Source organism: Campylobacter sp. CFSAN093259 (genome assembly GCF_012889985.1).
In the GTDB taxonomy this organism is placed as follows: Bacteria; Campylobacterota; Campylobacteria; order Campylobacterales; family Campylobacteraceae; genus Campylobacter_D; species Campylobacter_D jejuni.
Genome location: NZ_CP040617.1, coordinates 834,477 through 857,948, shown reverse-complemented (window position 1 = coordinate 857,948; position 23,472 = coordinate 834,477). Strand labels below are relative to the sequence as shown.

At 28.8% G+C, this 23,472-nt stretch carries 30 protein-coding genes and 1 pseudogene; 18 read left to right on the top strand and 13 right to left on the bottom strand.

What is annotated here, in order from left to right; all coding sequences use genetic code 11:
* Positions 1-3 precede the first annotated feature (3 nt).
* From FBF20_RS04555 to FBF20_RS04545, 3 genes are read left to right on the top strand one after another with little or no spacing between them, the layout of a single operon-like run.
* Positions 4-1,050, top strand: a complete 1,047-nt coding sequence (locus tag FBF20_RS04555; RefSeq protein ID WP_002859543.1) for a DHH family phosphoesterase — start codon at positions 4-6, stop codon at positions 1,048-1,050.
* Positions 1,034-1,276 (top strand): hypothetical protein, encoded by a 243-nt coding sequence (locus tag FBF20_RS04550; RefSeq protein WP_002852415.1) that lies wholly within the window; start codon positions 1,034-1,036, stop codon positions 1,274-1,276. The genes FBF20_RS04555 and FBF20_RS04550 overlap by 17 nt, the downstream gene beginning before the upstream one ends.
* Positions 1,273-1,905, top strand: coding sequence for a hypothetical protein (locus FBF20_RS04545; RefSeq protein ID WP_002852437.1), 633 nt, complete (start codon positions 1,273-1,275; stop codon positions 1,903-1,905). Before FBF20_RS04550 ends, FBF20_RS04545 begins: the two co-directional genes overlap by 4 nt.
* On the opposite strand, the pseudogene FBF20_RS04540 reads toward FBF20_RS04545, so the two are convergent.
* Positions 1,883-2,033, bottom strand: a pseudogene (locus FBF20_RS04540) (hypothetical protein). The gene FBF20_RS04545 and the pseudogene FBF20_RS04540 overlap by 23 nt on opposite strands.
* 207 nt (positions 2,034-2,240) lie before the next feature.
* Between FBF20_RS04540 and FBF20_RS08955 the strand changes: the two are divergent.
* Both FBF20_RS08955 and FBF20_RS08950 read left to right on the top strand, forming a co-directional pair.
* Complete coding sequence (locus FBF20_RS08955) at positions 2,241-2,786, top strand: hypothetical protein (RefSeq protein WP_002873064.1); 546 nt, start codon at positions 2,241-2,243, stop codon at positions 2,784-2,786.
* 64 nt (positions 2,787-2,850) lie between these two features.
* Positions 2,851-3,228 (top strand): c-type cytochrome, encoded by a 378-nt coding sequence (locus tag FBF20_RS08950; protein WP_002868140.1) that lies wholly within the window; start codon positions 2,851-2,853, stop codon positions 3,226-3,228.
* 34 nt (positions 3,229-3,262) lie between these two features.
* On the opposite strand, the gene FBF20_RS04530 is transcribed toward FBF20_RS08950, so the two are convergent.
* From FBF20_RS04530 to FBF20_RS04515, 8 genes are all read right to left on the bottom strand, one after another.
* Positions 3,263-3,904 carry a thiol:disulfide interchange protein DsbA/DsbL gene (locus tag FBF20_RS04530; protein ID WP_002867467.1) on the bottom strand — a complete coding sequence of 214 codons (642 nt, stop codon included), beginning with the start codon at positions 3,902-3,904 and terminating at the stop codon, positions 3,263-3,265.
* 88 nt (positions 3,905-3,992) lie between these two features.
* The gene (locus FBF20_RS08945; protein WP_021357917.1) at positions 3,993-4,145 is read right to left on the bottom strand and encodes a hypothetical protein; all 153 of its coding nucleotides are present in this window, start codon (positions 4,143-4,145) and stop codon (positions 3,993-3,995) included.
* Positions 4,146-4,253 (bottom strand): aryl-sulfate sulfotransferase, encoded by a 108-nt coding sequence (locus FBF20_RS08940; protein ID WP_021357916.1) that lies wholly within the window; start codon positions 4,251-4,253, stop codon positions 4,146-4,148.
* The gene (locus FBF20_RS08935) at positions 4,241-4,669 is read right to left on the bottom strand and encodes an aryl-sulfate sulfotransferase (RefSeq protein ID WP_079462648.1); all 429 of its coding nucleotides are present in this window, start codon (positions 4,667-4,669) and stop codon (positions 4,241-4,243) included. Before FBF20_RS08935 ends, FBF20_RS08940 begins: the two co-directional genes overlap by 13 nt.
* A complete protein-coding gene (locus tag FBF20_RS08930; protein ID WP_021357915.1) occupies positions 4,615-4,767 on the bottom strand; it encodes an arylsulfatase in 153 nt (50 codons plus the stop codon). Before FBF20_RS08930 ends, FBF20_RS08935 begins: the two co-directional genes overlap by 55 nt.
* A gap of 406 nt (positions 4,768-5,173) precedes the next feature.
* Complete coding sequence (locus tag FBF20_RS08920; RefSeq protein WP_021357914.1) at positions 5,174-5,410, bottom strand: aryl-sulfate sulfotransferase N-terminal domain-containing protein; 237 nt, start codon at positions 5,408-5,410, stop codon at positions 5,174-5,176.
* 35 nt (positions 5,411-5,445) lie between these two features.
* Complete coding sequence (dsbI, locus tag FBF20_RS04520; RefSeq protein WP_100626444.1) at positions 5,446-6,246, bottom strand: protein-disulfide oxidoreductase DsbI; 801 nt, start codon at positions 6,244-6,246, stop codon at positions 5,446-5,448.
* Positions 6,243-6,602, bottom strand: coding sequence for a thiol:disulfide interchange protein (locus tag FBF20_RS04515; RefSeq protein ID WP_002852474.1), 360 nt, complete (start codon positions 6,600-6,602; stop codon positions 6,243-6,245). Before FBF20_RS04515 ends, dsbI begins: the two co-directional genes overlap by 4 nt.
* A gap of 627 nt (positions 6,603-7,229) precedes the next feature.
* Between FBF20_RS04515 and FBF20_RS04510 the strand changes: the two genes are divergently transcribed.
* From FBF20_RS04510 to FBF20_RS04485, 6 genes are all read left to right on the top strand, one after another.
* Entirely contained in the window at positions 7,230-8,294 is a 1,065-nt protein-coding gene (locus FBF20_RS04510) for a tyrosine-type recombinase/integrase (protein WP_002890807.1), read from the top strand.
* Positions 8,284-10,068 carry a bifunctional anthranilate synthase component I family protein/aminotransferase class IV gene (locus tag FBF20_RS04505; RefSeq protein ID WP_002878827.1) on the top strand — a complete coding sequence of 595 codons (1,785 nt, stop codon included), beginning with the start codon at positions 8,284-8,286 and terminating at the stop codon, positions 10,066-10,068. Before FBF20_RS04510 ends, FBF20_RS04505 begins: the two co-directional genes overlap by 11 nt.
* Complete coding sequence (locus FBF20_RS04500; protein ID WP_002852589.1) at positions 10,065-10,631, top strand: aminodeoxychorismate/anthranilate synthase component II; 567 nt, start codon at positions 10,065-10,067, stop codon at positions 10,629-10,631. The genes FBF20_RS04505 and FBF20_RS04500 overlap by 4 nt, the downstream gene beginning before the upstream one ends.
* A 126-nt stretch (positions 10,632-10,757) precedes the next feature.
* On the top strand, positions 10,758-11,186 hold the full coding sequence (gene fspA2, locus FBF20_RS04495) for a flagellum-secreted nonflagellar protein FspA2 (RefSeq protein ID WP_002858761.1): 429 nt from the start codon (positions 10,758-10,760) through the stop codon (positions 11,184-11,186).
* Between the two features lie 65 nt (positions 11,187-11,251).
* Complete coding sequence (murA, locus tag FBF20_RS04490) at positions 11,252-12,508, top strand: UDP-N-acetylglucosamine 1-carboxyvinyltransferase (RefSeq protein WP_002868146.1); 1,257 nt, start codon at positions 11,252-11,254, stop codon at positions 12,506-12,508.
* On the top strand, positions 12,505-13,665 hold the full coding sequence (locus FBF20_RS04485; protein WP_002852443.1) for a molybdopterin molybdotransferase MoeA: 1,161 nt from the start codon (positions 12,505-12,507) through the stop codon (positions 13,663-13,665). Before murA ends, FBF20_RS04485 begins: the two co-directional genes overlap by 4 nt.
* A 21-nt stretch (positions 13,666-13,686) precedes the next feature.
* On the opposite strand, the gene lepB is transcribed toward FBF20_RS04485, so the two are convergent.
* Both lepB and folD read right to left on the bottom strand, forming a co-directional pair.
* Positions 13,687-14,535, bottom strand: coding sequence for a signal peptidase I (gene lepB / locus FBF20_RS04480; protein WP_002852457.1), 849 nt, complete (start codon positions 14,533-14,535; stop codon positions 13,687-13,689).
* A 9-nt stretch (positions 14,536-14,544) separates the two neighbouring features.
* Positions 14,545-15,393: a bifunctional methylenetetrahydrofolate dehydrogenase/methenyltetrahydrofolate cyclohydrolase FolD gene (gene folD / locus FBF20_RS04475; RefSeq protein WP_002858768.1), complete on the bottom strand. Its 849-nt coding sequence runs from the start codon at positions 15,391-15,393 to the stop codon at positions 14,545-14,547.
* 79 nt (positions 15,394-15,472) lie between these two features.
* Here folD and FBF20_RS04470 point away from each other — a divergent pair, with 79 nt between their 5' ends.
* From FBF20_RS04470 to FBF20_RS04440, 7 genes are read left to right on the top strand one after another with little or no spacing between them, the layout of a single operon-like run.
* Positions 15,473-15,820, top strand: a complete 348-nt coding sequence (locus tag FBF20_RS04470; protein WP_002858771.1) for a c-type cytochrome — start codon at positions 15,473-15,475, stop codon at positions 15,818-15,820.
* Positions 15,817-17,091, top strand: coding sequence for a glutamate-1-semialdehyde 2,1-aminomutase (hemL, locus tag FBF20_RS04465; protein ID WP_002852533.1), 1,275 nt, complete (start codon positions 15,817-15,819; stop codon positions 17,089-17,091). Before FBF20_RS04470 ends, hemL begins: the two co-directional genes overlap by 4 nt.
* Positions 17,088-17,417 carry an AtpZ/AtpI family protein gene (locus FBF20_RS04460; protein ID WP_002852414.1) on the top strand — a complete coding sequence of 110 codons (330 nt, stop codon included), beginning with the start codon at positions 17,088-17,090 and terminating at the stop codon, positions 17,415-17,417. The genes hemL and FBF20_RS04460 overlap by 4 nt, the downstream gene beginning before the upstream one ends.
* A complete protein-coding gene (locus FBF20_RS04455; protein WP_002875210.1) occupies positions 17,417-17,920 on the top strand; it encodes a hypothetical protein in 504 nt (167 codons plus the stop codon). Before FBF20_RS04460 ends, FBF20_RS04455 begins: the two co-directional genes overlap by 1 nt.
* Positions 17,898-19,085 carry an MFS transporter gene (locus FBF20_RS04450; RefSeq protein WP_002875209.1) on the top strand — a complete coding sequence of 396 codons (1,188 nt, stop codon included), beginning with the start codon at positions 17,898-17,900 and terminating at the stop codon, positions 19,083-19,085. The genes FBF20_RS04455 and FBF20_RS04450 overlap by 23 nt, the downstream gene beginning before the upstream one ends.
* Positions 19,078-21,237 (top strand): flagellar hook-length control protein FliK, encoded by a 2,160-nt coding sequence (locus tag FBF20_RS04445; RefSeq protein ID WP_002852642.1) that lies wholly within the window; start codon positions 19,078-19,080, stop codon positions 21,235-21,237. The genes FBF20_RS04450 and FBF20_RS04445 overlap by 8 nt, the downstream gene beginning before the upstream one ends.
* Complete coding sequence (locus FBF20_RS04440) at positions 21,234-21,515, top strand: FlhB-like flagellar biosynthesis protein (protein ID WP_002852641.1); 282 nt, start codon at positions 21,234-21,236, stop codon at positions 21,513-21,515. The genes FBF20_RS04445 and FBF20_RS04440 overlap by 4 nt, the downstream gene beginning before the upstream one ends.
* On the opposite strand, the gene FBF20_RS04435 is transcribed toward FBF20_RS04440, so the two are convergent.
* Both FBF20_RS04435 and FBF20_RS04430 read right to left on the bottom strand, forming a co-directional pair.
* Positions 21,512-22,312, bottom strand: a complete 801-nt coding sequence (locus FBF20_RS04435; protein WP_002852452.1) for a phosphatidylserine decarboxylase — start codon at positions 22,310-22,312, stop codon at positions 21,512-21,514. The two genes, FBF20_RS04440 and FBF20_RS04435, sit on opposite strands and share 4 nt — an antisense overlap.
* Positions 22,309-23,433: a metallophosphoesterase gene (locus tag FBF20_RS04430; RefSeq protein WP_002890838.1), complete on the bottom strand. Its 1,125-nt coding sequence runs from the start codon at positions 23,431-23,433 to the stop codon at positions 22,309-22,311. The genes FBF20_RS04435 and FBF20_RS04430 overlap by 4 nt, the downstream gene beginning before the upstream one ends.
* Positions 23,434-23,472: the final 39 nt, after the last annotated feature.

Below are 23,472 nucleotides of genomic sequence, written 5' to 3'. Positions count from 1 at the left end.
ATAATGAAAATTTATCATCTTTCACATACAGATCTTGATGGCTATGCTTGTCAATTTATAGTAAATTTTTATTTTAAAAATGTGAAATTTTATAATTCTAATTATGGCAAAGAAATTAATGAAAATTTTAACTCTATTATAGGCGATATAGAAAAAGATGAAAATTTCGGAAAAGCTATTATTCTAATAACAGATTTAAATTTAAATTTAAATCAATGCGAAGAATTTGAAAAAATTTGCAAAGAGAAAAATACTAAAATTTTTCTTCTTGATCATCATCAAAGTGGCGAAGAATGTGCTCAAAAATATTCTTGGTATTTACTTGATTCTAAAAGATGTGCAACTAAAATCGTTTATGATTTTTTCTCTAAAATCTGTACTCCTGTTTTAGAACTTTCAAAATTTGTTGATGTGGTTAATGCTGTTGATATTTGGCTAAGCGAGGATGAAAATTTTGAACTTGGAAAGGTTTTTTTAGGCTTGATTGCCAATGCAAAAGAAATAAATCGTGTAATGTTTAAAGAATCTCAAATTGATTATATGTTTTTCTTGCTTGATAAGGCTTGGAAATTTATAGGAAAAGAAAATGCAAATATTTTACTCGATAATGCTACTCATTTTATAAAAAAGGATTATTTTGCCAGAAAAAATGATGATACTCTTTCTAATTTAATTTCTTATTTTGTAGTTGAAAAACTAAGTGAGCTAAAAGAAAATTTCAGCATAGAATATGAAGGCCATAAAGGCATCTTAACTTCAAATATAGGCAATACTTCTGTTATTGGAAATGATTTTTTAGTAAAAAATCCTGATTATGACTTTTTTATTGATGTTAGTTCTAGAAAAACCTTAAGTTTTCGTGCAAATGGAAAAATAGATGTAAGTTTAATGGCTAAAAATTTAGTAGGTGGTGGCGGACATAAAAATGCTAGTGGTGGACTTTTTGCGACATTTAAAGATGGAGCAAATTATAATTATATTAAGGCTCAAATTATTGATTTAATTAAAAGCAAAGAACTTAAAAAGGAAAACAATGAATCAAAACAATAATAAAACCTTAAAAAATGAATTAGAAGATTTACAATATGAGCTTAGCATAGTTTTAGAAGCTATGCTTTTATACGCTGGAGTTAAAAGAGAAAAATTAGAAAATGCAATAGAAGCTTATATTGATAATATAGATAATGTACTCGAAAATTCCAACAAAGAAGGGGTTGATGAAATTTTAGAAGTGGTGGAATTTCTAAAAAATAAATACAAAGATTTTTTTCAATGAAAAAGTGTATTTTAATTTTTTTTAGTTTATATTCTTTAAGTTTTGCTAATATTTATGAAAAATTAAATGATTTTGCTTATGAAAAAAAACCGAATAAAGATTTTAAGATTCAAGAAGTTAAATTAGTGCAATTTTCACAAGAGAATAAAGATTGCCTTGAACTTTTAATAGAAGCCAGTCAAGTTAGAATTTTAAATAGCTATAATTCTTGTCAAAAATTATCTAAAGATGAAAGTTTTCAAAAATTTCTTAATGAAGATTTTTTAAAACTTTATAAAAATAATGGATATTTGATTAATGAAAATTTACAAAATTTGAAAAATACCATGCAGGATATTATGATATATTATAAACTCCGATATTCTTTTAGTAAAGATGTAAAAGATATGAGTAAAAATAAGAATTTGGATATTTTAAATATAGATGAAAAAGATGGTGGCACTTTACTTTACAAAATCAACAATCAAGCTTGTGTTGGAATAGAACTTACAAGACATGACTCAAGAATGGCTATGAAAATATACGGGATAGAAAATTTGGATAAAGAGTGCAAACTATTTATCCAATCACCTTCTTTTAAAGATCTTTCCTACACAAAAAAGGATTTTAAGTGGTATTATTTAGAATAAATAAATGCTTTAATTTTTAAATAAAAATTTTTAAAAACCACACTTAAAGTAAAAGTATCTTGCCTTCCAAGATTTTGAAAAACGCAGTTGTCTAAGTCTTTTTTTTCTTGAATGCTTAAATTTTTCATTAACCTAACCTTTAAAAATATTGCAAGATTTTATTATAGCGAAAAAACTTTATTTTTGCTTTAAATATATAAGTTCTATTTTAAATATAAACGAATATTATTTTAAGGTTTAAAGCTTTTTTCTTAAAATGTAATTAGGTTTTATTGACTTTTTCTAAATAAAGTCTTATACTGAATTTAAATTACGCAAAATAAGGAGGGAAATTGATGAATAAATTTTCTATAGTTTTAACTTTGTTGTTATGTGGAAGTTGTGCTTTAGCCTTAGATCCAAATTTGGAAAAAACTAAGAGTGCAACAGGTATTGATCTGCCTACTGCCAAATGGAATTTACCTAAGGAATTAAATGAAGATGGCACTATAGATGAAACTAAAATGCCAAAAAATTCAGAATATAGCAAAATGGTTATTTTGGGAAATAAAATTCTTAATGAAACAAGCAAATATGTGGGTCCACAAGCCAAAGATCCTAAAAAAAGATTTGCGGGAAATAATCTTTCTTGTTCAAGCTGTCATGCTAATGGTGGAAGTGTGCAAAATCAATCGGGTTTTGTAGGAATTTGGGCAAGATTTCCACAATATAATGCAAGAGGAGATAAAGTAATTACCTTAGCAGATAGGATCAATGGCTGTTTTGAACGCTCTATGAATGGCAAAAGAATGCCTAGTGATACACCTGAAATGAAAGCCATGCTAACTTATATGCAATGGTTATCTCAAGGAGTTCCAGTAGGAGCTAAGATAGAAGGATAGGGACTTAAGAAGATAGATTTCATCTTAAGAGCAGCTGATCCTAAAAAAAGGTAAGGCAATTTATATGGATAAATGTGCCGTTTGTCATCAAGAAAATGGCTTAGGGCTTAAAAATGAGGATAGCACAGGGGCGTATTATCTTTATCCACCACTTTGGGGTGATGATAGTTATAATACAGGAGCTGGAATGTATCGTCTTATCAAAGCTGCTTCTTATATTAAAGAAAATATGCCTCAAGGTGCGCCTGACTTAAGTCTTGAAGATGCTTATGATGTAGCAGCTTACATGAATTCACAAGCTCGTCCTATTAAAGCAAATAGAAATAAAGACTTTCCAGATAGAAAGGTTAAGCCTTTAGATATGGATGTAGGACCTTATGATGATAGCTTTTCTACAACCCAACATCGCTATGGACCTTATACAAATATGATCAAAAAATAATTTTTAAGGCAATTTTTATTGCCTTAAAAATTTATTATTTCATATTACTTAATTTTTTAACTAGATCTTCTAAATCTTGCATCGAATTGATTGCACTTGGGTTAATTTGATATTTTCCATTAACAACAAAAGCAGGGGTGCCATAGGTTTTAGCTATATCATTAGCTCTTTGAAACTCGCTTAAAATTTCTTTAGCTTTTGGGGTATTTAAAAAATTTAATACTTCATTTTTATTTACATTCATAGCCTTTAAACCTATGTCGTAAAATTCATTTAAATTTGAAAAATTTCTTTGCTTGTTTAAAAAATAAGAAACAAAATAAACATCAGCAAGTTTATAAGATAAACTATCAGAATAACTCGCGTCTTTACCATTTTGCTCATCTTTGTATTGAGCAAAGGCAAAAAGCTCATTCATTTCTTTGGAAAATTCCCCATTCATTAAACTTACAGGATAGAGTTTAAAATGTAAATTTGGAAAAGCTTCTCTCAGTTTTTCAAGGGTTCCAAATTTATGATGATTGTAACAATGTATACATTTATAAGAAAATGCTTCTATTACACTATTTTCAGAACTAGGTAAACTTGGATTAAGAGTAATAAAACTATTATTTGCTAATGCAAAACTTGAACAAAATACAAGCGTTAAAACAAATTTGCAAAAAAATTTACGCATATTATATCCTTTAGTTAAATAAAATTTTCAAAGATAATTTTATTTAAAAAAAATAAATAAGCCGCCAAAATTTATTTTTTGGTAATTTTTATTGATCAACACTAAAAGGCATTGCTTGATAACCCGTTCCTGAACCGCTAAATTGAATTTGAACCGAAGGCTCCTTGGCACCCCAGTTAAATTCATCAATTTCAGGTTTTGGCTCTCCAAAACTTACACCTTTACTAAGATCAAAAGCCATTCAGGCTGTTGCACTATAAACCATAATAGAATCTTTATCTGGTTCATATTGAGTTAAAGAAGTTACAGGAGAAAACCATTCATTTCCATTTTTATCTACAGGTTGCAATAAATATTTTTGAAATTCTTTATTCCACCCTTTATATGCGCCCAATTCCTACCTATACCTGCTATATCTCCAAATTTGTCGCTTTCATCCATTTTGGCAAGCTCTTCATCGCTTAAAGTTTTACCCACTTTACTTGCATCTATATTTAAACACACTGCACTTTGATCTAAAGTTTTGATAATAGTACTTCTATAAGGATCTAAAATCTTATACAATCTCCAATCATCAACAACATTACCATTCTCATCTACTTCTATAATAGTATCACACACTGTGCGTACATGCTTACTATCTTGGACGCAAAGTATTTGTTGAAGAAATAATGCCCATTTTGCATATTGTCCATAGCATGAGAAAAAATCTATATAGACAGCAGGTAATTTGCGATTGAAAATTTCTCTTCCCAGACATCGTATTTTACATATCTTTGACCAAATCCCCAAGTTAAAGCTCCATCTTTGTTTTGACGAAAACTCATCATAATTCCACGATTGTAAATATTGTCCCAGTTCATTAGTTTATTGTTATCATAATACCATCTGATTTCACCCTTGGTATCTTATGATAAAGACATTTGAATTTTCATCCCATTCCATAGCACCACCTACAAGATTATTCCATACAGATTATGAGTCTTTGCCAGATTATTTTCCAGGAGCATTATTTACTAAATATAGCCTATCTGAAAATTTTGGATCCATTTTTAATACTTTCACATTTTCAAAAAGAGTTCCTCTTTGATCAGTGCCTTCTACTTGGTTCTATACTAACCTCTGGAGTTGTAATTTTATAAATCTCATCAATGATTTTTTGACTTTTACTATTTGTAGATTTAGCATAACTTACCTTTACTATAAGAAGGATAAAGTCCAAAAATAGGAATTCCACCATAAGTCTTAGCCATTTTAGAATTCACATTATTAAGAAATAGTTTGACCATTTGATTTTTTTATATCGCTTAAGACATAACCATTATTCATGATAATAGCGGTCAAAGGAGACAATCCATAAGGATTCATTTTAATCATACCCATTTGTCCTTGAATTTGCCAATCTATTTTCACTCCATTAGGATCACCCATGGCCATTAAAGCATTAGGTGCAAGCAGGATAGAACACGCCAAAAGTGCCATGCAAAGAGTTTTGCTAAGTCTCATGATAAATCCTTTAAAATTATTTAAGCCATCCTATTTTAAGAGTATCTTAAAACGACTTGATTTAAACTAGCTATATTTTGATTCGGATTTTTTGGTTCGCCTATAAATTTAAGCACTAAAACCAAAATAACAATCACCAATGCAAAAATTTTAGCATTAGGTTTATTTTTATCTAAAACATAGGCTATAAACATTGCAAAAAGCACAATAAAACAACATAAAAATGCTATAAGACAGCAAATTGCCATATTCATAAACTTTAAACTAGGAATCAAATACCAACCATTGCTATAAAGCCCATTTTCAAAATCAGGTAGAGTTCCTATAAAAAATTTTTGAAAAGCATTGAGATGATTATAAGCATTTTTTGGAACTACAGGGGTATCCATCCCACATTCTCCTGTTGGCAAAAACCAACTAGGAGCCCACTCATGCAAAGGTAAATTAAATGGATAAATAGGAATTTCACGACATCCATCTACGCCTGCAAAAGGATTTTCAGAATGAACCACTTCATGGATATGATTTAAAGTTAGACAATGCTCCAAGCCAAGCCAAATTCCATAAAAAGCTAAGCTATAAGAAAAAATTTTTATAATATTATTTGCAGGGTTGATTAATGCAATCATACCACCTATAGCCATAACAAGCATATCAAATCTTATATACACACATTGTTCACAAGGTTTCATAAAAAGATATTCTTGAAATAAAAAATGTGCTATACAAGTAAGTCCTATAGTAACTATAATCAAAATCAACCAAGGTTTGCGCGTATCTTGCCATTTGGAAAGTAAAAAATTTCTGCATTTATCTTTCATTTTTATACAACTCATTTTTGCTTGCTAAGTTCTTTAGTAATTTCAATCAAAGCCTCTGGAGAGTTGATTGCACTTGGAACGATTTGATATTTTCCATTAACAACAAAAGCAGGGGTGCCATAATTTTGCGAAATAGGATTGGCAATTTCATAACTTTTTAAAAGCTCTGCAGCCTCTGGAGTTTTTAAGAAATTTTCAAAATCAGCTTTACTTACATTCATTGCTTTTAAACCGACACTATAATTATCAGCGTTAGCAATAGGATTTTTAAGAATTACATATTCTTTACCTTCACTTAATGCGCTAGCACTTATACCTGCTAAAAAAGCACATACAACAATAGATCTTGCTAATTTTACTGGAAATTTCATTACCCTCTCCTTGAAATTTGGTTTTGATAAAACTTTTTATTAAGTTTTTATGTAATAACTATTATAAAACTATTAAAATAAAAATATTCTTAAAAAATTTTATAACTAAGAATATTTACTTTAACTAAAAATCAAGAATAGGGGATTAAAAAATTTAATGCACAAGTTATCATTTTTATGTATATTTTGATAATAATATAAAATAATTTAATTTTTAAATATTCTTTATAGTTTTCAAGAAAAGTAAAATATAATTTTAATTTACGAAATAAAATTATCAATTTTTTACATTATATTTTATGGATAAGTTTATTTCACTCAAAAGGTAAAATCATAAAAGTATGTAAAAATAGTAGCTTAATCTATATCAAAGTAGAATAATCTAGGTGTATATAAAAAAGTTTGAAAATTACAGTTTTCAATACAAAATTATAAATTTTATATATTTTTACCTTTTATCATATCTTTTTATGATTGATATAAGATTTATTTAATAAAAATATTTTAATCTTTTTGCCTTGCATATAAAAACAAACTTTTTCCTAAAAAAGCTTTTTTTTACTAAGTTAATACTAAAATACCTTTTCTAGTTAAAAAGCTAAAATTTTAGATTTAGGAAAAGTTTTTATGAAATACCCTTTAGATTGTGAAGAAAATTTTGAAAAATCATTCTTATTTTGGTTAGCAAAATATGTAAAATTTAAACTCAACTCACTATCTAACAAAGAGTTAAAAAATCCACAAGCTTTAGCAGAAGTTAATTTTGCTCTTACAAAAGGTGTAAAAAATATTGATGAACTTGACGCTCTAGCAAAAAAAGCAAGAAATGCTGGTTTAAGTGGAGTTAATACTTATTTTAATCCTTTAAAAAAAGTATTTGAATATTTAAATTTTTATAAGCTTTACTCTTTAAAACAGATTGATGAAGAACTTATTGTAGAAGTTTTAGCAAGTATAACAGGTGCTTTATCAGATGCAAGCAAAAAAAATTACCGTATTGCTGTGATTAATTTTTTTGATTTTTTAGACAAGCAAAATGAAGAAGATGAAAAAGCACATATTTTCGATATCAATCTTAAAAACTGGGCAGGTATAGCAGGTTCTAAAGGGGTAAAATTACCTGAATTTATGAGTGAAGAAGAGCTTAAAAAATTTCTTGATGCTATTGAAAATGCAGATTTTAAAAACAATACCATACGCAATAAACTTATTATTAAAATCATCATTTTTACAGGCATACGGGTAAGTGAAGCTATCAATATCAAAATGGGTGATATTAGCGAAGAAAACGATCTTTATATCATAAGAATAAGAGCTAAAGGCAATAAATATCGTGTTGTAATGATAAAAAAAGAACTTATTTACGATTTGCTTAAAAATGTAAGTATTAATTATATAAGTAAAGACGCCCTACTTTTTGTCAATAAAAAAGGCACTCCACTGACTCAATCTTATGTCAGTCGCATAGTAGAACAGCTTTTATTTCGCGCAGGAATTCGCAAACAAAAAAATGGTGCTCATATGTTGCGTCATACTTTTGCCACCCTGCTTTATAAAAAGCAAAAAGATTTAGTTTTAGTTCAAGAAGCTTTAGGGCATGCAAGTTTAAATACCTCAAGAATTTACACTCATTTTGATAATGATAAATTAAAACTTGCCGCACAGGTTGCAAAGGAATTAAGTGACTCTTGAAAACTATGCTGTTTTTGGTAAATATTTTTACCATGATTTAAAACACACTTTAAAAGCCTTTAACCACAAAGAAAGTAAAAAATGCTTTAAATTTATAGAGAAATATAAAAATGATTTTTATATTTTAATGCTTACTGATTATGAACTATATAGATATTTTCAAGATAAAAATTTCACAAGCAAAAAGGCTTATTTGTCTGTATTTGCTTTTAAAAAAAGAAAAAAATTTCAAAAAGAAGATATTGATGAAGAAAAATTTATTCCTGAATTTATAAATTTTTTAGATCAAGATAATTACAAAGAAAATTTCATCAAGGTTAAAGAGGCAATCTCCAAAGGAAGAGTTTATCAAATCAACCTCACTCAAAATTTTAAATTTCATAGCAAAATGGATTCTTTTGAACTTTTTAAACTTTTACTTTCTAGACAAGATACTGAATTTAAAGCTTTTATAAAAGATGAAACAAGAGAAATTTTGTCCTTCTCACCTGAACTTTTCTTCAAGACCAAAAAAAGAAAAATATTTACAAAACCTATGAAAGGCACAATTAAGCGTGATAAAGATCCTATAAAAGATGAAGAAAATAAAATTTTCTTGCAAAATGATACAAAAAATCTGAGTGAAAATGTTATGATTTGTGATCTTTTACGCAACGATCTTTCAAAAATCATCACAAAAAAAAGCTTAAAAACCAAACTTTTTGAAATTCAAAGTCACCCTACTTTACATCAAATGACTTCAAGCGTACAAGGAAAACTTAAAAAAAATATTTCTTTATATCAAATTTTTAAAGCTCTCTTTCCTTGTGGTTCTATTACAGGTGCTCCAAAGCTTGAAAGCATTAAATTTATTGAAGAATTAGAACAAAGAGATCGTGGTATTTACTGCGGAACTATAGGTTTAATACGCAAAAATAAAAATAAATTTAGCGTAGCCATACGCACCTTAGAAAAACAAGATGAAATTTATACTTATAGCACGGGTAGCGGCTTGGTTTGGGACTCAAAATTTAAAGATGAATTTGAAGAATTAAAACTTAAAAGTGCAATCTTAAATCCTTGTGATTTTCATCTTTTTGAAACCATGTATTTTAAAAATTCTCAAATTTTATTTTTAAAAGAACATTTATTAAGGCTTATAAATTCAGCTCTTAAATTTAATTTTAACACTCACAAGCTCTTTAAAGATTTTTATAATGTTTTAAATCAAAAAAGTTCTTATAAAAAATATCAAAATTTTACACTTTTTAAACTCGATGAAAAAATTTTCCACAAAAAACACTCTTTATTTTATAATTTTCCCCTACCCTTTAAAAATCCACATAAAGAAGGAATTTTAAAGCTTATTTTATACAAAGACGGAAGATACGAATTTCAACAAAGTGCCTTAAAGCAAAATTCAAACGATATTTTGCTTTTAAGTGATGATAAAATTAACTCAAAAAGTGACAATCTCTATCACAAAAGCTCTTTGCGTACTTTTTATAATCAACACTCATACAAATGGCAGCAAAACTTGTGTTATGACATAGCTTTTTTTAACGAAAAAGATGAACTTTGCGAAGGCTCAAGAACCAATCTCATCTTAGAAAAAAACTCTCAATTTTATACTCCACAAATTCAAAGCGGTATGTTAAATGGAGTATATAGAAATTTCTTAATCAATCTTGGTTTGATAAAAGAAAAAGCATTATTTAAACAAGATTTATTTGAAGCAGAAAATATTTATTGTATTAATTCCGTGCGTGGTTTAAAAAAGGTAAAATTACAATGAAGAAAATTTTATTTATAGATAATTATGATTCTTTTAGTTATACCATCATCTATTATCTTAAAGAACTTGGTTTTGAATGTAAAGTGATAAAAAATGATGCCTTTAAAAAAGCTAAAGAATTAGAAAAATTTGATTTCACTCATCTTATCATCTCTCCTGGCCCTCATTCTCCTAAGGAATCTAAATTAAGCTTAAAAGCAATCAAATATTTTAAAAAAAATAAAAAAATTTTAGGTATATGTTTAGGACATCAGTGTATAGCTGAAATTTTTGGCGGTAGGGTTTCTAAAATGCAAAATCCCATGCATGGTAAAATTTCTAAACTTTATTTTAAAAAAGATCCTATTTTTAAGGGTATTAAAAAAGAAATTGAAATTTGCTTATATCATTCTTTACACATTAGTTCCATGCCTGAAAAATGCAAAATTTTAGCTCATAATTCAGAAAATATTATTATGGCAATTAAACATAAAAAATATCCTATTTATGGATTGCAATTTCATCCTGAAGCGGTTTTAACTCAAAAAGGCAAAAAAATACTTAAAAACTTTATGAAACTTTAGTCTTTTTTGCATTTAAAATATAAATATGAAAATCTAAAATAAAATATCCTTAAAATAATTATCATTAATATAAATTTATAAATAAAAAAACCGATAACAATATAAATTAATTTAAAAAGATTTAAGATGAAAATAGATACTTTGACAAAAAATTTTAGCAATTATCAAACACAAATAAACAAAAACAATGATTTGGCAAGTAATGTTCATAGTGACAATGTGGTTAAAATTCAAATTTCAGATGAAGCAAGAAGTTTAAGTCAAGCAAATTCAAAAAATGAAAAAGAATATGAAATCAAAGTAAGTCAAGAAAAAATAGAAAACCACAAAGACCAAAATTCCATTCAAAGTAGCAAAGGTGGCGGAAATCCCGCATTAGAGGCTTTAATAGCAAAATTAGCTGAAATTTTAGCTAAAATTGCAGAACTTACTCAAAAAATGACAAACGCTAACGAACAAATGAAAACGACATTTCAAAAACAAATTGATGTGCTAATATCTCAAGCAGATGTAATTCAAGCTCAAATTCAAGAACTCCAAAGCCAACAAGCTTGATTATATTTTTTCAAAAGTTTAAGAATGCTATAATGGTGCATTTTTAAACTTTTTCAAGGAAAAATATGACTTATCTAGAAATCGAAGGCACAAATCATCTAAGCGGAAATGTTGCAATAAGCGGGGCAAAAAATGCCGCCCTACCCTTGATCGTTTCAAGCATACTTGCTAAAAACGAAGTAAAAATCAACAATGTTCCTAATGTTGCTGATATAAAAACTCTTATATCTTTGCTAGAAAATTTAGGAGCTAAAGTCAATTTTCAAAACAATAGTGCTTTATTAAACACAAACACTCTTAATCAAACCATAGCTAAATATGACATTGTGCGTAAAATGCGTGCTTCTATACTTACTCTAGGGCCTTTGCTTGCTCGTTTTGGGCATTGTGAAGTATCTTTGCCTGGTGGATGTGCCATAGGACAAAGACCTATTGATTTACATCTTTTAGCCTTAGAAAAAATGGGGGCAAATATACAAATCAAACAAGGCTATGTCGTAGCTAGTGGAAATTTAAAAGGCAATGAAATTCTTTTTGATAAAATCACGGTTACAGGTAGTGAAAACATCATCATGGCAGCAGCTCTAGCTAAAGGTAAAACCAAACTCTTAAATGTTGCAAAAGAACCCGAAGTAGTTCAACTTTGCGAAGTTTTAAAAGACGCAGGACTTGAAATCAAAGGCATAGGTACAGATGAACTTGAAATTTATGGTAGTGATGGAGAACTTTTAGAATTTAAAGAATTTAGCGTTATACCTGATAGAATTGAGGCAGGAACTTATCTTTGTGCAGGGGCTATTACAAATTCTAAAATTACTTTAGATAACGTTAACGCCACTCATCTTAGTGCAGTTTTAGCAAAACTTCATCAAATGGGTTTTGAAACTTTGATTGCAGAAGATAGTATCGCCCTACTTCCTGCTAAAGAAATTAAACCTGTAGAAATCATGACAAGTGAATATCCAGGCTTTCCAACCGATATGCAAGCGCAGTTTATGGCACTAGCTTTAAAAGCTAATGGAACTAGTATTATTGATGAAAGACTATTTGAAAATCGTTTCATGCATGTAAGTGAACTTTTAAGAATGGGTGCGGATATTAAACTCAATGGTCATATTGCTACCATAGTAGGCGGAAAAGAACTTAACGCTGCTGATGTCATGGCTACAGATTTGCGCGCTTCTTCAGCCCTTATCTTAGCAGCTCTTACAGCTAAAGGTACAAGCAAAGTCCATAGAATTTACCATCTTGATAGGGGTTATGAAAATTTAGAAGAAAAATTTAAAGATTTGGGTGTGAAAATCACAAGGCTTGAAGAATGAAAAATATCTTTGAAACCTTAAAAGACTTAGAAAATCAAATTTCATGTTTAGATGAAAGTGAGCTTATTAGCCTTGAAAAAGCAAAGGATAGAATTTTAGCTAAAGATTTATACGCTAGAAAAAATCTACCTAGTTTTGACAATGCTGCTCTTGATGGCTATGCTTTTAATTATACTGATATCAATGAGGCTTTGGAGATTAAAGGGACTATTTTTGCAGGAGATAAAAATTTTTATACAGTTGCTAAGAATGAATGCTATAAAATCATGACAGGGGCTAAAATGCCCAAAAATGCTGATACTATCTTAATGTTAGAAGATGAGTATATAGAAGAAAATAAACTCATCATTAAAAAAACCCCTAAACAATACAATGCCTATCGCTATAAAGGCGAAGAATTAAAAAAAGGTGAAATTTTACTTCAAAAAGGCACCAAACTTAATGATAAACATATCGCCCTGCTTGCTTCTCAAGGGCTTTATAAAATAGAAGTCATAAGAAAAATTCGCATAGGTATTTTTTCAAGTGGAAATGAGCTAAAAGAACCTTGGCAAGAATGCGATGAAGAAAGTATTTATAATGCCAATGCTTTGCCTTTACTAACTATGCTTCAAAATGCTTCTTATTTGGGTATTATCAAAGATGATTTTAAAAGCACTAAAGAGGCTTTAGAAAATACAAATTTTGATCTTTTAATCACTTCAGGAGGTGCAAGCGTTGGCGAGGCTGATTTTATGGAAAAAGCTTTAGATGAATTAGGCTTTACTCCGCTTTTTAAAGGTTTAAAAGCACGCCCTGCAAGACCTACTAAGCTTTATAGAAAAGGTGAAAATTTCGTATTGATTTTACCAGGAAACCCTATGGCAGCTTATCTTTCTTGTTTTATTTTTGCTAAAAAAATCATTAATTTATTAAGTGGAAACCTAGACAATCCTTTAACATTTTATGGCAAAATGGGTATGGATTTAAAGCTTAAAAGCGGAAGAAATAATCTCATTTTAGGAAATTTAGAAAAAGGTATTTTTACACCATTTAACGAAAACAAATTTGGCTCTGGTATGATACTTCCACTTATTAAAAGTGAGTTTTTGCTTATAAGCGAAGAAAATACGAGTGAATTAAAAAAAGGTGATGAAATCACGCTTTTAAAAATATAATGTTTGTGTTTTTCACAAACATTAGCTTAATTTATCCTCATCATCATGATCATGGATATATTGTTCATCATTTTCCAAGGTATCAACAAAACGCCCTATCCTTTCCCAGCGAACATTTTTATCTTTATCCCAAGAGAAATATACAAACCAAGGTTTACCTACTATCAACCTATAAGGAACAGAACCCCAAAAACGACTATCATAAGAATAATCGCGATTATCACCCATCATGAAATACTCATTTTCAGGTACATCAAAAACATAAGCATTTCCGCCGCTAAAACCTATATGATTTCCAAGTTCTTTAATATAAGCTGGAGACATGGCAAAATCACCTATGCTAAGAAAGCGTAAAATATCGCTTTCTATATCTTTTTTTGGATCATAATGAATACCTTTTTGTTTATAAGGTTCTTTTACATAAATTTGCCCTCCAAGAGTAACAAGATCATTCGGATAATGTTCTTTCATAAATTCATCACCCTCATGCATTCTTACATAAAGTGTTTTATTTGCATAAACTATCCTATCTCCTCCTGTGCCTACACAACGCTTTACAAAGTGTTCTTTTTCATTTCTAGGATTTCTAAAAACAACTATATCTCCTCTTTGCGGCCCTTGTGCTTTTATCAAATGCCCATCTTTATTAAAATCCGGCAAAACAGGAATTTCCAACCAAGGAATATGAGGAGTTGGGATACCATAGCTAAATTTTTTAACAAATAAAAAATCCCCTACTAATAAGGTGTTTTTCATAGAACCAGAAGGAATAACAAAAGCTTGTATAAAGAAAAAAATCACCAAAAGAACAATAACTACAGTTCCAGTCCAAGACTGTGAAAATTTATATAATTTCTTTAAAATTTCCATAGATTTTCCCTAATTAAGTCTATTTTTAGCAGATTTAACTGTGTTTTCTAAAAGCATGGCTATAGTCATAGGACCTACTCCACCTGGAACAGGAGTTATATAACTAGATTTTTTAGATACCTCTTCAAAATCTACATCTCCAACTATCTTTCCACTTTCAAGACGATTGATTCCAACATCAACAACAATCACTCCTTCTTTTACCATATCCGATCGAAGTAAATTCACACAACCTGCTGCTACTATAATCAAATCAGCTTGCCTAGTATAAAGGCTCAAATCTTTGGTTTTAATATGACAAACGCTTACTGTAGCTCCAGCGTTTAAAAGCATAGTAGCCATAGGACGACCTACTATATTTGAAGCACCTATAATAACAGCGTCTTTTCCTTCTAAATCAATTTCATAAGCCTTCAAAAGCTTCATAACTCCAAGTGGAGTACAAGGCAAAAACCCACTTTCTAAGCCTAAATTTAAATATCCTACATTAATAGGATGAAAGCCATCAACATCTTTACTACTTATAATGCTTTCAAGTATTAAATCTTTACAAATATGATCAGGTAAGGGAAGTTGAACCAAAATTCCATGAACACTATCATCGTGATTTAAGGTATTAATCAATGCCAAAAGTTCATTTTGTGTAGTATTTTCATTAAGATAATAAACTAAAGATTTAATTCCACATTCTTCACAGGCTTTAGCCTTAGATTTTACATAAGTTTGACTTGCAGGATCATCTCCAACCAAGATAACAGCTAAACAGCTTTCAATCCCTTTGCTTTTCAAAAATTGATTTTTTTCTTTTAATTCTTCTTTGATTTTTGCGCTTAAAGCTTTACCATCAAGCAAAGTCATTATTTTCCTTCTATAAATTTAATCACTTTTTTAAAGTAAAAATTGTATCATATTAAAACTTCATTAACAAGGTGAAACTTTGAAAATTGTCTTAATGTTTTTTTTATTTAGTATCAGTCTTTTTGGTGCTGATTTTATCACTCTTAAAGAATACTCTAAAATGCTTTATGAAAATCCAAGGGGCATTAGTTGTAAAGAATGTCATGGAGCAAATGGAAGCGAACAAATTTTAGGATATTATATGAAAAATGGTATTAAAACAGCTTATAAAGTTCCAAGTATACAAAATCTTAGTTTTGAAAATTTTAAAAATTCTCTTAATCAGAGTAAAGACGCAAAATCAATCATGCCAAATTACTCTTTAACAAATGATGAAATTGTAACTTTATATAATTACATCAAGCAATTTAGCAAGGAAGAAAAATGACAAACAAAAAAGCTTTTAAAGAAGCGTGTAAATTCATCGCAGGTGGTGTAAATTCTCCAGTTCGTGCTTTTGCAAATGTTCAAAGTGAGCCAAAATTTATTTCTCATGGAAAAGGTGCTTATATTTTCGATATAGATGGAAATTCTTATATAGACTATGTTCAAAGCTGGGGGCCTTTACTTTTTGGACATTGTGATAAAGATATACAAAAAGCTTGTCAAAAAGCACTTCATAAAGGTTCAAGTTTTGGAGCTCCAACTTTATTAGAAACTGAACTTGCCAAGCTTGTTTTATCTGATTTTCCTCATTTAGAAAAGATCCGCTTTGTAAGCAGTGGAACAGAAGCAACCATGAGTGCTATTCGTCTTGCCCGTGGTTTTACTAAAAAAGATAAAATTTTAAAATTTGAAGGATGTTATCACGGGCATTCTGATTCATTATTAGTGAGTGCAGGAAGTGGTGCTGCTACTTTTAACTCTCCTAGTTCTTTGGGTGTTTTAGAAGATGTAGCTAAACACACTTTAGTAGCTAAATATAATGATATAAATAGCGTTAAAGAGCTTTTTGAAAAAAATAAAGATATTGCATGTATTATCATTGAGCCTATTGCTGGAAATATGGGGTTAGTTCCAGCTAAACAAGATTTTTTAGAAGAACTTGCTAAGATCTGTAAAAACAATCAAACTCTGCTGATTTTTGATGAAGTAATGAGTGGATATAGAGCATCTTACCTTGGTTCCTATGGAATCAATCATATCCAAGCAGATATAATTACTTTTGGTAAGGTAATAGGAGGCGGTCTACCTGCAGCAGCATTTGCTTCTAGAGCTGAAATTATGGATATTTTAAGTCCTTTGGGTGGAGTTTATCAAGCAGGAACTTTAAGTGGAAATCCTTTGGCAATGGCTGCAGGTATAGCAAGTCTTACAAAAGCCAAAAAGAAAACCAAGCTTTATGACAAACTTGGAAAATTAGCAAAAAAACTTACACAAGGAATGAAAAAATTAGCAGATGAAAAAGGACTTCCGCTGCAAGCTTGTCATGTAGGTTCTATGTTTGGATACTTTTTCACCAAAGATCCTGTATCAAACTACCAAGATGCATTAAAATCTGATCTAGCATTATTTTCAAAATTTCACAAAAATATGCTTGAAAATGGAATTTATTTAGCACCTTCTCAATTTGAAACAGGCTTTATATGTTCAAAAATGGATGATAAAATTATAGATACAACATTAGAGGCTGTTAGGGAAAGCTTTAAAAGAATATGAGCAATATTTTAAAAGAAGAAAAAAATCACTTAGAAAATTCCAACAGCAAAAGACAAAAAATCATTCGCAAAACTCTTGAAGCTGCGGATGGTTTAAGTCTTGGCATTTCTATGGTTGTTGCTGTATTTATAGGTGTGGGAATAGGATATTTGCTTAAAAAATTTACTCCTTATCCTTGGCTTTTTTGGCTTGGAGTTTTTTGGGGGATCAGTGCTGCTATACTTAATGTTTATAAAGCTTATAAAGTTCAAGTAAAAAGCTATGAAGAATTTAAAGAAAGAGATGAGTTGATCAAAGAAAAAATTCAAAAAGAAAAGAACAAATAATGGAACATAAAAAAGCTCTATTTTGTATTTTTGCCATTATTCATTTATTTTTTTGGATCATATTTTCATCGTTAAATCATTTTAAATTAGATACATTTTTAAGCTATGAAATAGCTTTTTTTGGTGTTTTATTGATTATTTTTACTTCTTATTTAAATTATAAAAAAGTCATTATAAAAAAATCAAAAAATTATGAAAAAGATTTTAATTTCATTTCATCACTTTTTATTAAAAAAAAACAAAATTTATCAAAAATTATTCATTTTAAAGTTCTAAAAGACGATTTAAAGCCAAATATTAAAGAGAAAATCCATTTTTTTACTATGTTTTTTACTCTCTTTAAATTGATGGCTTATGTGATATTGGTTGCTGGATTTTTATTTTTACATCGCCAAGATAAATTAGATATCTTTGCTTATATTTGTGGAATTTCATCCTTGCTAGTTTGTGTGTTTATTTTTATTTTATATATAAAAAAGTATGAGTCCAAAAAAAATTATTAAATCAATGACAGCACTTTTTGCTGGTATGGCATTTTTATTTGCAGGTAATGCCTTGATAGTAAGCTCTATAGGTGTTATATTAAAAGAAAACGGAGAAAGTTCTTTAGCTGTTGGAGTAGTAAGTTCTTGTTTTTTTGTAGGCGCTCTTGTTGGAACTATCAGTGCTCATAAAATTATTTCTCGTATAGGTCATATACGCTCTTTTGGGCTATTTGGTGCTATTTTTGGAATTTCAGCTATGCTTCATACAGTAAGCGAAAATCTTATTTTTTGGGCTGTTTTAAGATTTTCCATAGGAATTTGCTACTATGGGCTTTTAATGGTCATAGAATCATGGCTTAATGAAAAAAGCAAAAATGCCATTCGATCTAGAATTTTAGGTTTTTATGAAATTGTTTTTTATCTTGCGTTTGGTATTGGAGTTTTAATCATAGCGTTAAATTTAAGCAAACATAGTGTATTTATCCTCAGTGCAACTTTAATTTTACTTTCATCTTTACCTTTAAATCTAATTAAAATCAAAGAACCTGTTTTACCCGCATCAAGTCCTATTTCTATACCTAAAATTTTTGATATAGCTCCTTTAGCTATCGTCACAAGCTTTATAGCCGGAATGCTTATAAATGGCTTTTTTTCTATGGCATCTTTATTTATACTTTTGCAAGGTTTTGATACAAAAGCGGTTTCTTATTTTATATTTTGTGGGGTTTTAGGTGGTTTTATTGCACAAACCATCATAGGAACTATTTCAGACAAACTTGGTCGCAAATTTGCCATTATCACTTGTGCAAGTATAGGATTTATCACTATGCTTATATTTATCTTTTTTAAACTTCATTTATATATGCAATATTTTTTAGGAATTACTCTTGGTATAGGAATATTTTGCTTATATGCTTTAGCACTTGCTAGAGCAAATGATGTTTTAGTAAGCAAAAATAAAGGTGTAGAGTTAGGTCGTGGGGTTCTTTTTTGTTATTCTTTGGGCTCTTTGTTTGGCCCTTTAATTTTAGGTTTTTTAATGCAATATTTTGAAATCAAAGGTTTTATATGGTTTTATATAGTTTCTTTAGCATTTTTAATTCTTTTTGCTATCAATAAACCAAATATTTTAAATAAAAAATTTAAGAAAAAGCCTGGAAATATGGTGATATTTGATGATTAATACTCAACTAGCAAGTCAAATTGCCAATACGCAAAAAAATGATTTAAAAGTAGATAACTCTGCTTCAAAAGATAAAACAAATTTAAAAGACAATCCAAAAGAAGCACTTGCACAAGCTTTAAAGCAAAATTTAGGTTTAAGCAAGGACGCTAGTAGTGAGGAAATACTAGCAAAATTTGTTCAAAATGAAACAGGTACCAAATTAAAAGAACTTGTTAATAAACTTTTAGATCAAATCAATGCTCAAAAAAATCCCGATTCCCCTGTGCTTAAACAAGGAAAAAATTTAAATTTAGCTCCTAATTTTGCTAATGAATTAAAAATCTTAAGTACAGAACTTGCAAAAAGTGATACTTTTACACAAGTTTTAGACAGATTAAATCAAATTTTAAAACCTGCCAGTGAAATAAAAAACAATAACTTAGCTCCTTTGTTTAAAAATTCAGGCGTATTTTTAGAAGCTAAATTAAAAGATGCCCTAAACGAAGAATTACTACCCAAAAGTTTTCACTCTCTTTTAAGTACAATCAAAGGTCTTAGTAGCGAAAAACTAAGCGTTCAGATAGCCCAGCTTGCAAATACAAATTTAAGCCCAAAAGACACTTTAAAAGAATTAAAAAATATTATTAATTCTAGCAAAAATGAAAATAAGCAAATTTTAAATCAAAGTTCTTTTAAAGCACTTTTAAATTTAAGTTCTAAATTGGAAAATTTTAAAAATTATATAAGTAAAAATCCCAGTCATGCTCAAGAAAAAATCACCCCTATAGCTAATAAAATTTTAAAAGAATTAAATTCCATCAAAAATGATTTTTTCAAAGCTCTTAATAAGCCAGAAAATTTAATGATAAAAGATCCAAACATCCTTAAGCAAACTGCTACCGCCTTTGAAAAACTTGAAAATACTTTAAAAAATATACTAGGCAATCAAGCTTCTAAAATACAAGATAAAGAAAATATTTTAGAAAATCTTTTAAGTAACAAAGAAAATATCAAGGAAGAAAAACTTAATCATAATACAAAAAACCAAGATGAAGAAAAACATATAAAAGCATCAAAAGAAGATGAAAATTTAGATTCTGGTATAAAAACCCATGAAGAAGATACCCAAGATACAAAAAATGATATTCAAAATAATGAAACAGAAAATAAGCCAGACAATGATATAAAAAATTCTACTCCAAACCAAGAAAAAATTAAAGATGAAAAACAAGAAAAATCAAAAGAAAATATCAAAGAAAATCCAAAATTTTATGAAACAAAAACAGAAAACAAAACTTCAATCAATACAAATACCAACACTTCAAATCCTAACACAAACAATACGCAAAATTTAAATAATACTCAAAATATTCAATCTAACAATAACCAAACTATGCAAAATATTTTTAAAAATCAGGAATTTATAAAACAAAATATTGTAAAAAATTTAGCATTTAATGTAGAAAATTTAGATCTAGAACAAGTGCAAGATTTAAGTAAAAATTTAAGCAATCTTTCTCGTAGACTTAATGAAAGCTTAAAAGAACTTGAACCCTATACTCAAAATGCCAAGCTTAATCAAGCAGAACTTAAAAATCTCGAACACAAACTCAATCTTTCTATCAAAGATCTAGCGCAAATTAAACCAAAAACAGAACAAGATATAGCTGAATCTTTACATCATGATGTAAAATCAACACTTTTGCAAATTTCAAATTTAGCTAAAAATGAAGGCAATGAAGCTGTATACAATCAAGCTAATCGTCTTTTAGCGCAAATTGAAATCAATCAGCTTATGTCTTTAGCTAATGATTCTATCAATACTTATCTGCCTTTTTCTTGGGATGATTTAAATGATTCTAAAATTATGTTTAGACGCGGAAAAAAGGACAAATTTTTTGCTCAGATTAAACTCGAATTTGCAAAACTTGGGGATTTGGAAATTCTTATTTCTTTAAATAATGAAAAATATATAGATATTAATATTATGGCAGAAAATATTGAATTTAGAAAAACCATCTATGAAAATGCCCATGAGCTTAAAAGAAATATCAATAAAGCAGGACTTTTAAGTGCAAATTTCTTTGTAGGTGATATCATAAGAAGTAAATTTGATACTAGAAATATGAAAAATTTAGATCTTGAAATGGGTATGGATAAAAAAGTATGAGCAAAATCAAAAGATCGATTAAAAAAGCTGTAGCTCTAGGCTATCAAAAAGAAAAAAACTCTGCACCAAAAGTGCTTGCAAGTGGCAAAGGAGAAAGTGCTGCTAAAATTATTTCTTTAGCCAAGGAACACGGAGTTCCTATTAAAGAAGATGAAGATTTAATAGAAATTTTAAGCAAGCTTGACTTAGGTGATGAAATTCCACCTAATATGTATAAAGCTGTAGCTGAAGTTTTTGCCTTTATCTATCAAATGGCAAATAAAACTCCTAAAAACTAATCCGCTATTTTTTCTCCAAATTTAATACCCTGCCCTACTTTTAAATTAAAAGTTAAAAGTCCTTTTTGAGAGATTAAAACTATAGTAGAACCTAGCTCAAAATTTCCTAGTTCTTCGCCTTTTTTGAAATTTAAATTTTCATATTTTCTAGTAAAATTATGAGAAATTTTAGCATTGGTTTGTATGCTTGCATCAAAATTAAAACGCATTTTTCCTACATTTTGCGCTCCTACAAAAACAAGCCAAAAAATACCTTTTTCATTTTGACATTTCAAACTCACTCTTTCATTTTTTACATATAAATTACTAATGCGTTCTAAATGTTTTTCATTTACGCTATAAAGCACTCCACTTGTGTAAGTTGCACTTAAAATTTGCATATCACAAGGGCTGTGATAACGATGATAATCTTTTGGAGAAAGATAAATATTGACATAATCAAGCCCATTTTTAAGTTCATCTTTTTCAAAGCTATCTTTTAAAAGCTCCTCAACGCTATAAGCATGTCCTTTTATAGAAAAAGCAAAATGTTCTTCATTTGCTAAAAAAGTACTTCCACACTCTAAAATTTTACCATCACTTGGACTGATAAAACCTTCTTCAAATTTTCTTGGAATTTGTAAAGTTCTTGTAAAAAGAGCATTTAAACTCTCATATTCACAAGGAGCTTTAAATTCACTCATATTGATATTAAAATACTTAACATAATTTTCATTAATAACTTTTTGTATCATTTTAGGAAATTTAATCCCCGCTACAAAACCAAAAAGTCTCGAACTTTCTTTTGAAAAACTCATTTTTTTCCTTTTAAATTTAAAATCACTATTTCACTCGGAGCAAAAACTCTAAGACTTGGCCCCCAAAATCCTACTCCACTACTCACATAAAGCTTAGTTTTTTCTCCTAAATCATAAAGCCCATAAACAAAACCTTGCTGAAGTTTAACTAAAAACATAAAAGGGAAAATTTGCCCTCCATGTGTATGCCCACTTAAAACAAGATCAAAATCACTTAAATCATAAAGCAAAGCTGTTTTAGGTTGATGTGTGAGTAAAATACTAGCTTTGCTTGTATTTAAATCCACTTTTATTCTTGCTAAATCAGGAGCATATAAACCCCTATCAAGTCCGGCTAAATCTCCAAGTCCAGCAATATTTATAAAACCCAAATCTAAATTTTGATTGACTAAAATTTTCATATTAGTATGTTTTCTAAGTAAATCCAAAACTTCATTGATACCATGATAATACTCATGATTTCCCAAAGCATAAAAAGTTCCGTAAGTGGAGTTAAAATCATTAAGTTTTGAGATGTAATTTTTTAAATCTTTAGGATTAGTATCAATCAGATCCCCTACTATTACAACCATATCAGGACTTTGCAAATTCACTTTAGTGATGAGCTTGTCTAAAAAATTTTCATGCAAATTTTTACCCAAATGTATATCAGTAAGCATGGCAATTTTTAAATCTTGTTTAAGATTTGGTATTTCAACATCAACACTCTTTACTTCAGGTGTTTTTAGAGCATTATTTATACTTGCATAAATTAAAAACACACTTAAAACTATAAGAGAAAGTTCAAAAATCAAACGCAAAATAAGATTATATGTTTTATCTCTTTTACCCATAAGAGCTAAAATCAATTTAACAAAATCCCAAGCTAAAGTCATAAAAAACAAACAATAAGTCGGCGCATAAAACATGGCTAAAATTTCATACCAAGTATCACTTAAATATTCATCTCTACGAAATATTAAAAACACAGCTTGAGCTAAAAAAAGCACAATAAAAATAAAGGAAAAAATTTTATAAAAATACTTAAAAAGAGTAATTTTCTTGATTAATCTTTTATAAATATAAACATTTGCTAAGCCAAAAATCAATAACACAATGAAAGAAAAAATTAAAAATATCATAAAAGTATTATAACCAAGTAAAATTAAATATCCGTATAA

Coding starts and splice junctions, on each gene's coding strand:
- FBF20_RS08930 (WP_021357915.1), bottom strand. CDS start 4,767: ATGAACTGGGACAATATTTACAATCGTGGAATTATGATGAGTTTTCGT.
- FBF20_RS08950 (WP_002868140.1), top strand. CDS start 2,851: ATGGATAAATGTGCCGTTTGTCATCAAGAAAATGGCTTAGGGCTTAAA.
- FBF20_RS04440 (WP_002852641.1), top strand. CDS start 21,234: ATGAGCAAAATCAAAAGATCGATTAAAAAAGCTGTAGCTCTAGGCTAT.
- FBF20_RS08920 (WP_021357914.1), bottom strand. CDS start 5,410: ATGAGACTTAGCAAAACTCTTTGCATGGCACTTTTGGCGTGTTCTATC.
- FBF20_RS04545 (WP_002852437.1), top strand. CDS start 1,273: ATGAAAAAGTGTATTTTAATTTTTTTTAGTTTATATTCTTTAAGTTTT.
- FBF20_RS08945 (WP_021357917.1), bottom strand. CDS start 4,145: ATGGCTTTTGATCTTAGTAAAGGTGTAAGTTTTGGAGAGCCAAAACCT.
- dsbI (WP_100626444.1), bottom strand. CDS start 6,246: ATGAGTTGTATAAAAATGAAAGATAAATGCAGAAATTTTTTACTTTCC.
- murA (WP_002868146.1), top strand. CDS start 11,252: ATGACTTATCTAGAAATCGAAGGCACAAATCATCTAAGCGGAAATGTT.
- folD (WP_002858768.1), bottom strand. CDS start 15,393: ATGACTTTGCTTGATGGTAAAGCTTTAAGCGCAAAAATCAAAGAAGAA.
- FBF20_RS04460 (WP_002852414.1), top strand. CDS start 17,088: ATGAGCAATATTTTAAAAGAAGAAAAAAATCACTTAGAAAATTCCAAC.
- FBF20_RS04455 (WP_002875210.1), top strand. CDS start 17,417: ATGGAACATAAAAAAGCTCTATTTTGTATTTTTGCCATTATTCATTTA.
- FBF20_RS04485 (WP_002852443.1), top strand. CDS start 12,505: ATGAAAAATATCTTTGAAACCTTAAAAGACTTAGAAAATCAAATTTCA.
- FBF20_RS08955 (WP_002873064.1), top strand. CDS start 2,241: ATGAATAAATTTTCTATAGTTTTAACTTTGTTGTTATGTGGAAGTTGT.
- FBF20_RS04450 (WP_002875209.1), top strand. CDS start 17,898: ATGAGTCCAAAAAAAATTATTAAATCAATGACAGCACTTTTTGCTGGT.
- FBF20_RS04500 (WP_002852589.1), top strand. CDS start 10,065: ATGAAGAAAATTTTATTTATAGATAATTATGATTCTTTTAGTTATACC.
- lepB (WP_002852457.1), bottom strand. CDS start 14,535: ATGGAAATTTTAAAGAAATTATATAAATTTTCACAGTCTTGGACTGGA.
- FBF20_RS04445 (WP_002852642.1), top strand. CDS start 19,078: ATGATTAATACTCAACTAGCAAGTCAAATTGCCAATACGCAAAAAAAT.
- FBF20_RS04555 (WP_002859543.1), top strand. CDS start 4: ATGAAAATTTATCATCTTTCACATACAGATCTTGATGGCTATGCTTGT.
- FBF20_RS04515 (WP_002852474.1), bottom strand. CDS start 6,602: ATGAAATTTCCAGTAAAATTAGCAAGATCTATTGTTGTATGTGCTTTT.
- FBF20_RS04530 (WP_002867467.1), bottom strand. CDS start 3,904: ATGCGTAAATTTTTTTGCAAATTTGTTTTAACGCTTGTATTTTGTTCA.
- fspA2 (WP_002858761.1), top strand. CDS start 10,758: ATGAAAATAGATACTTTGACAAAAAATTTTAGCAATTATCAAACACAA.
- FBF20_RS04430 (WP_002890838.1), bottom strand. CDS start 23,433: ATGATATTTTTAATTTTTTCTTTCATTGTGTTATTGATTTTTGGCTTA.
- hemL (WP_002852533.1), top strand. CDS start 15,817: ATGACAAACAAAAAAGCTTTTAAAGAAGCGTGTAAATTCATCGCAGGT.
- FBF20_RS04435 (WP_002852452.1), bottom strand. CDS start 22,312: ATGAGTTTTTCAAAAGAAAGTTCGAGACTTTTTGGTTTTGTAGCGGGG.
- FBF20_RS04550 (WP_002852415.1), top strand. CDS start 1,034: ATGAATCAAAACAATAATAAAACCTTAAAAAATGAATTAGAAGATTTA.
- FBF20_RS04510 (WP_002890807.1), top strand. CDS start 7,230: ATGAAATACCCTTTAGATTGTGAAGAAAATTTTGAAAAATCATTCTTA.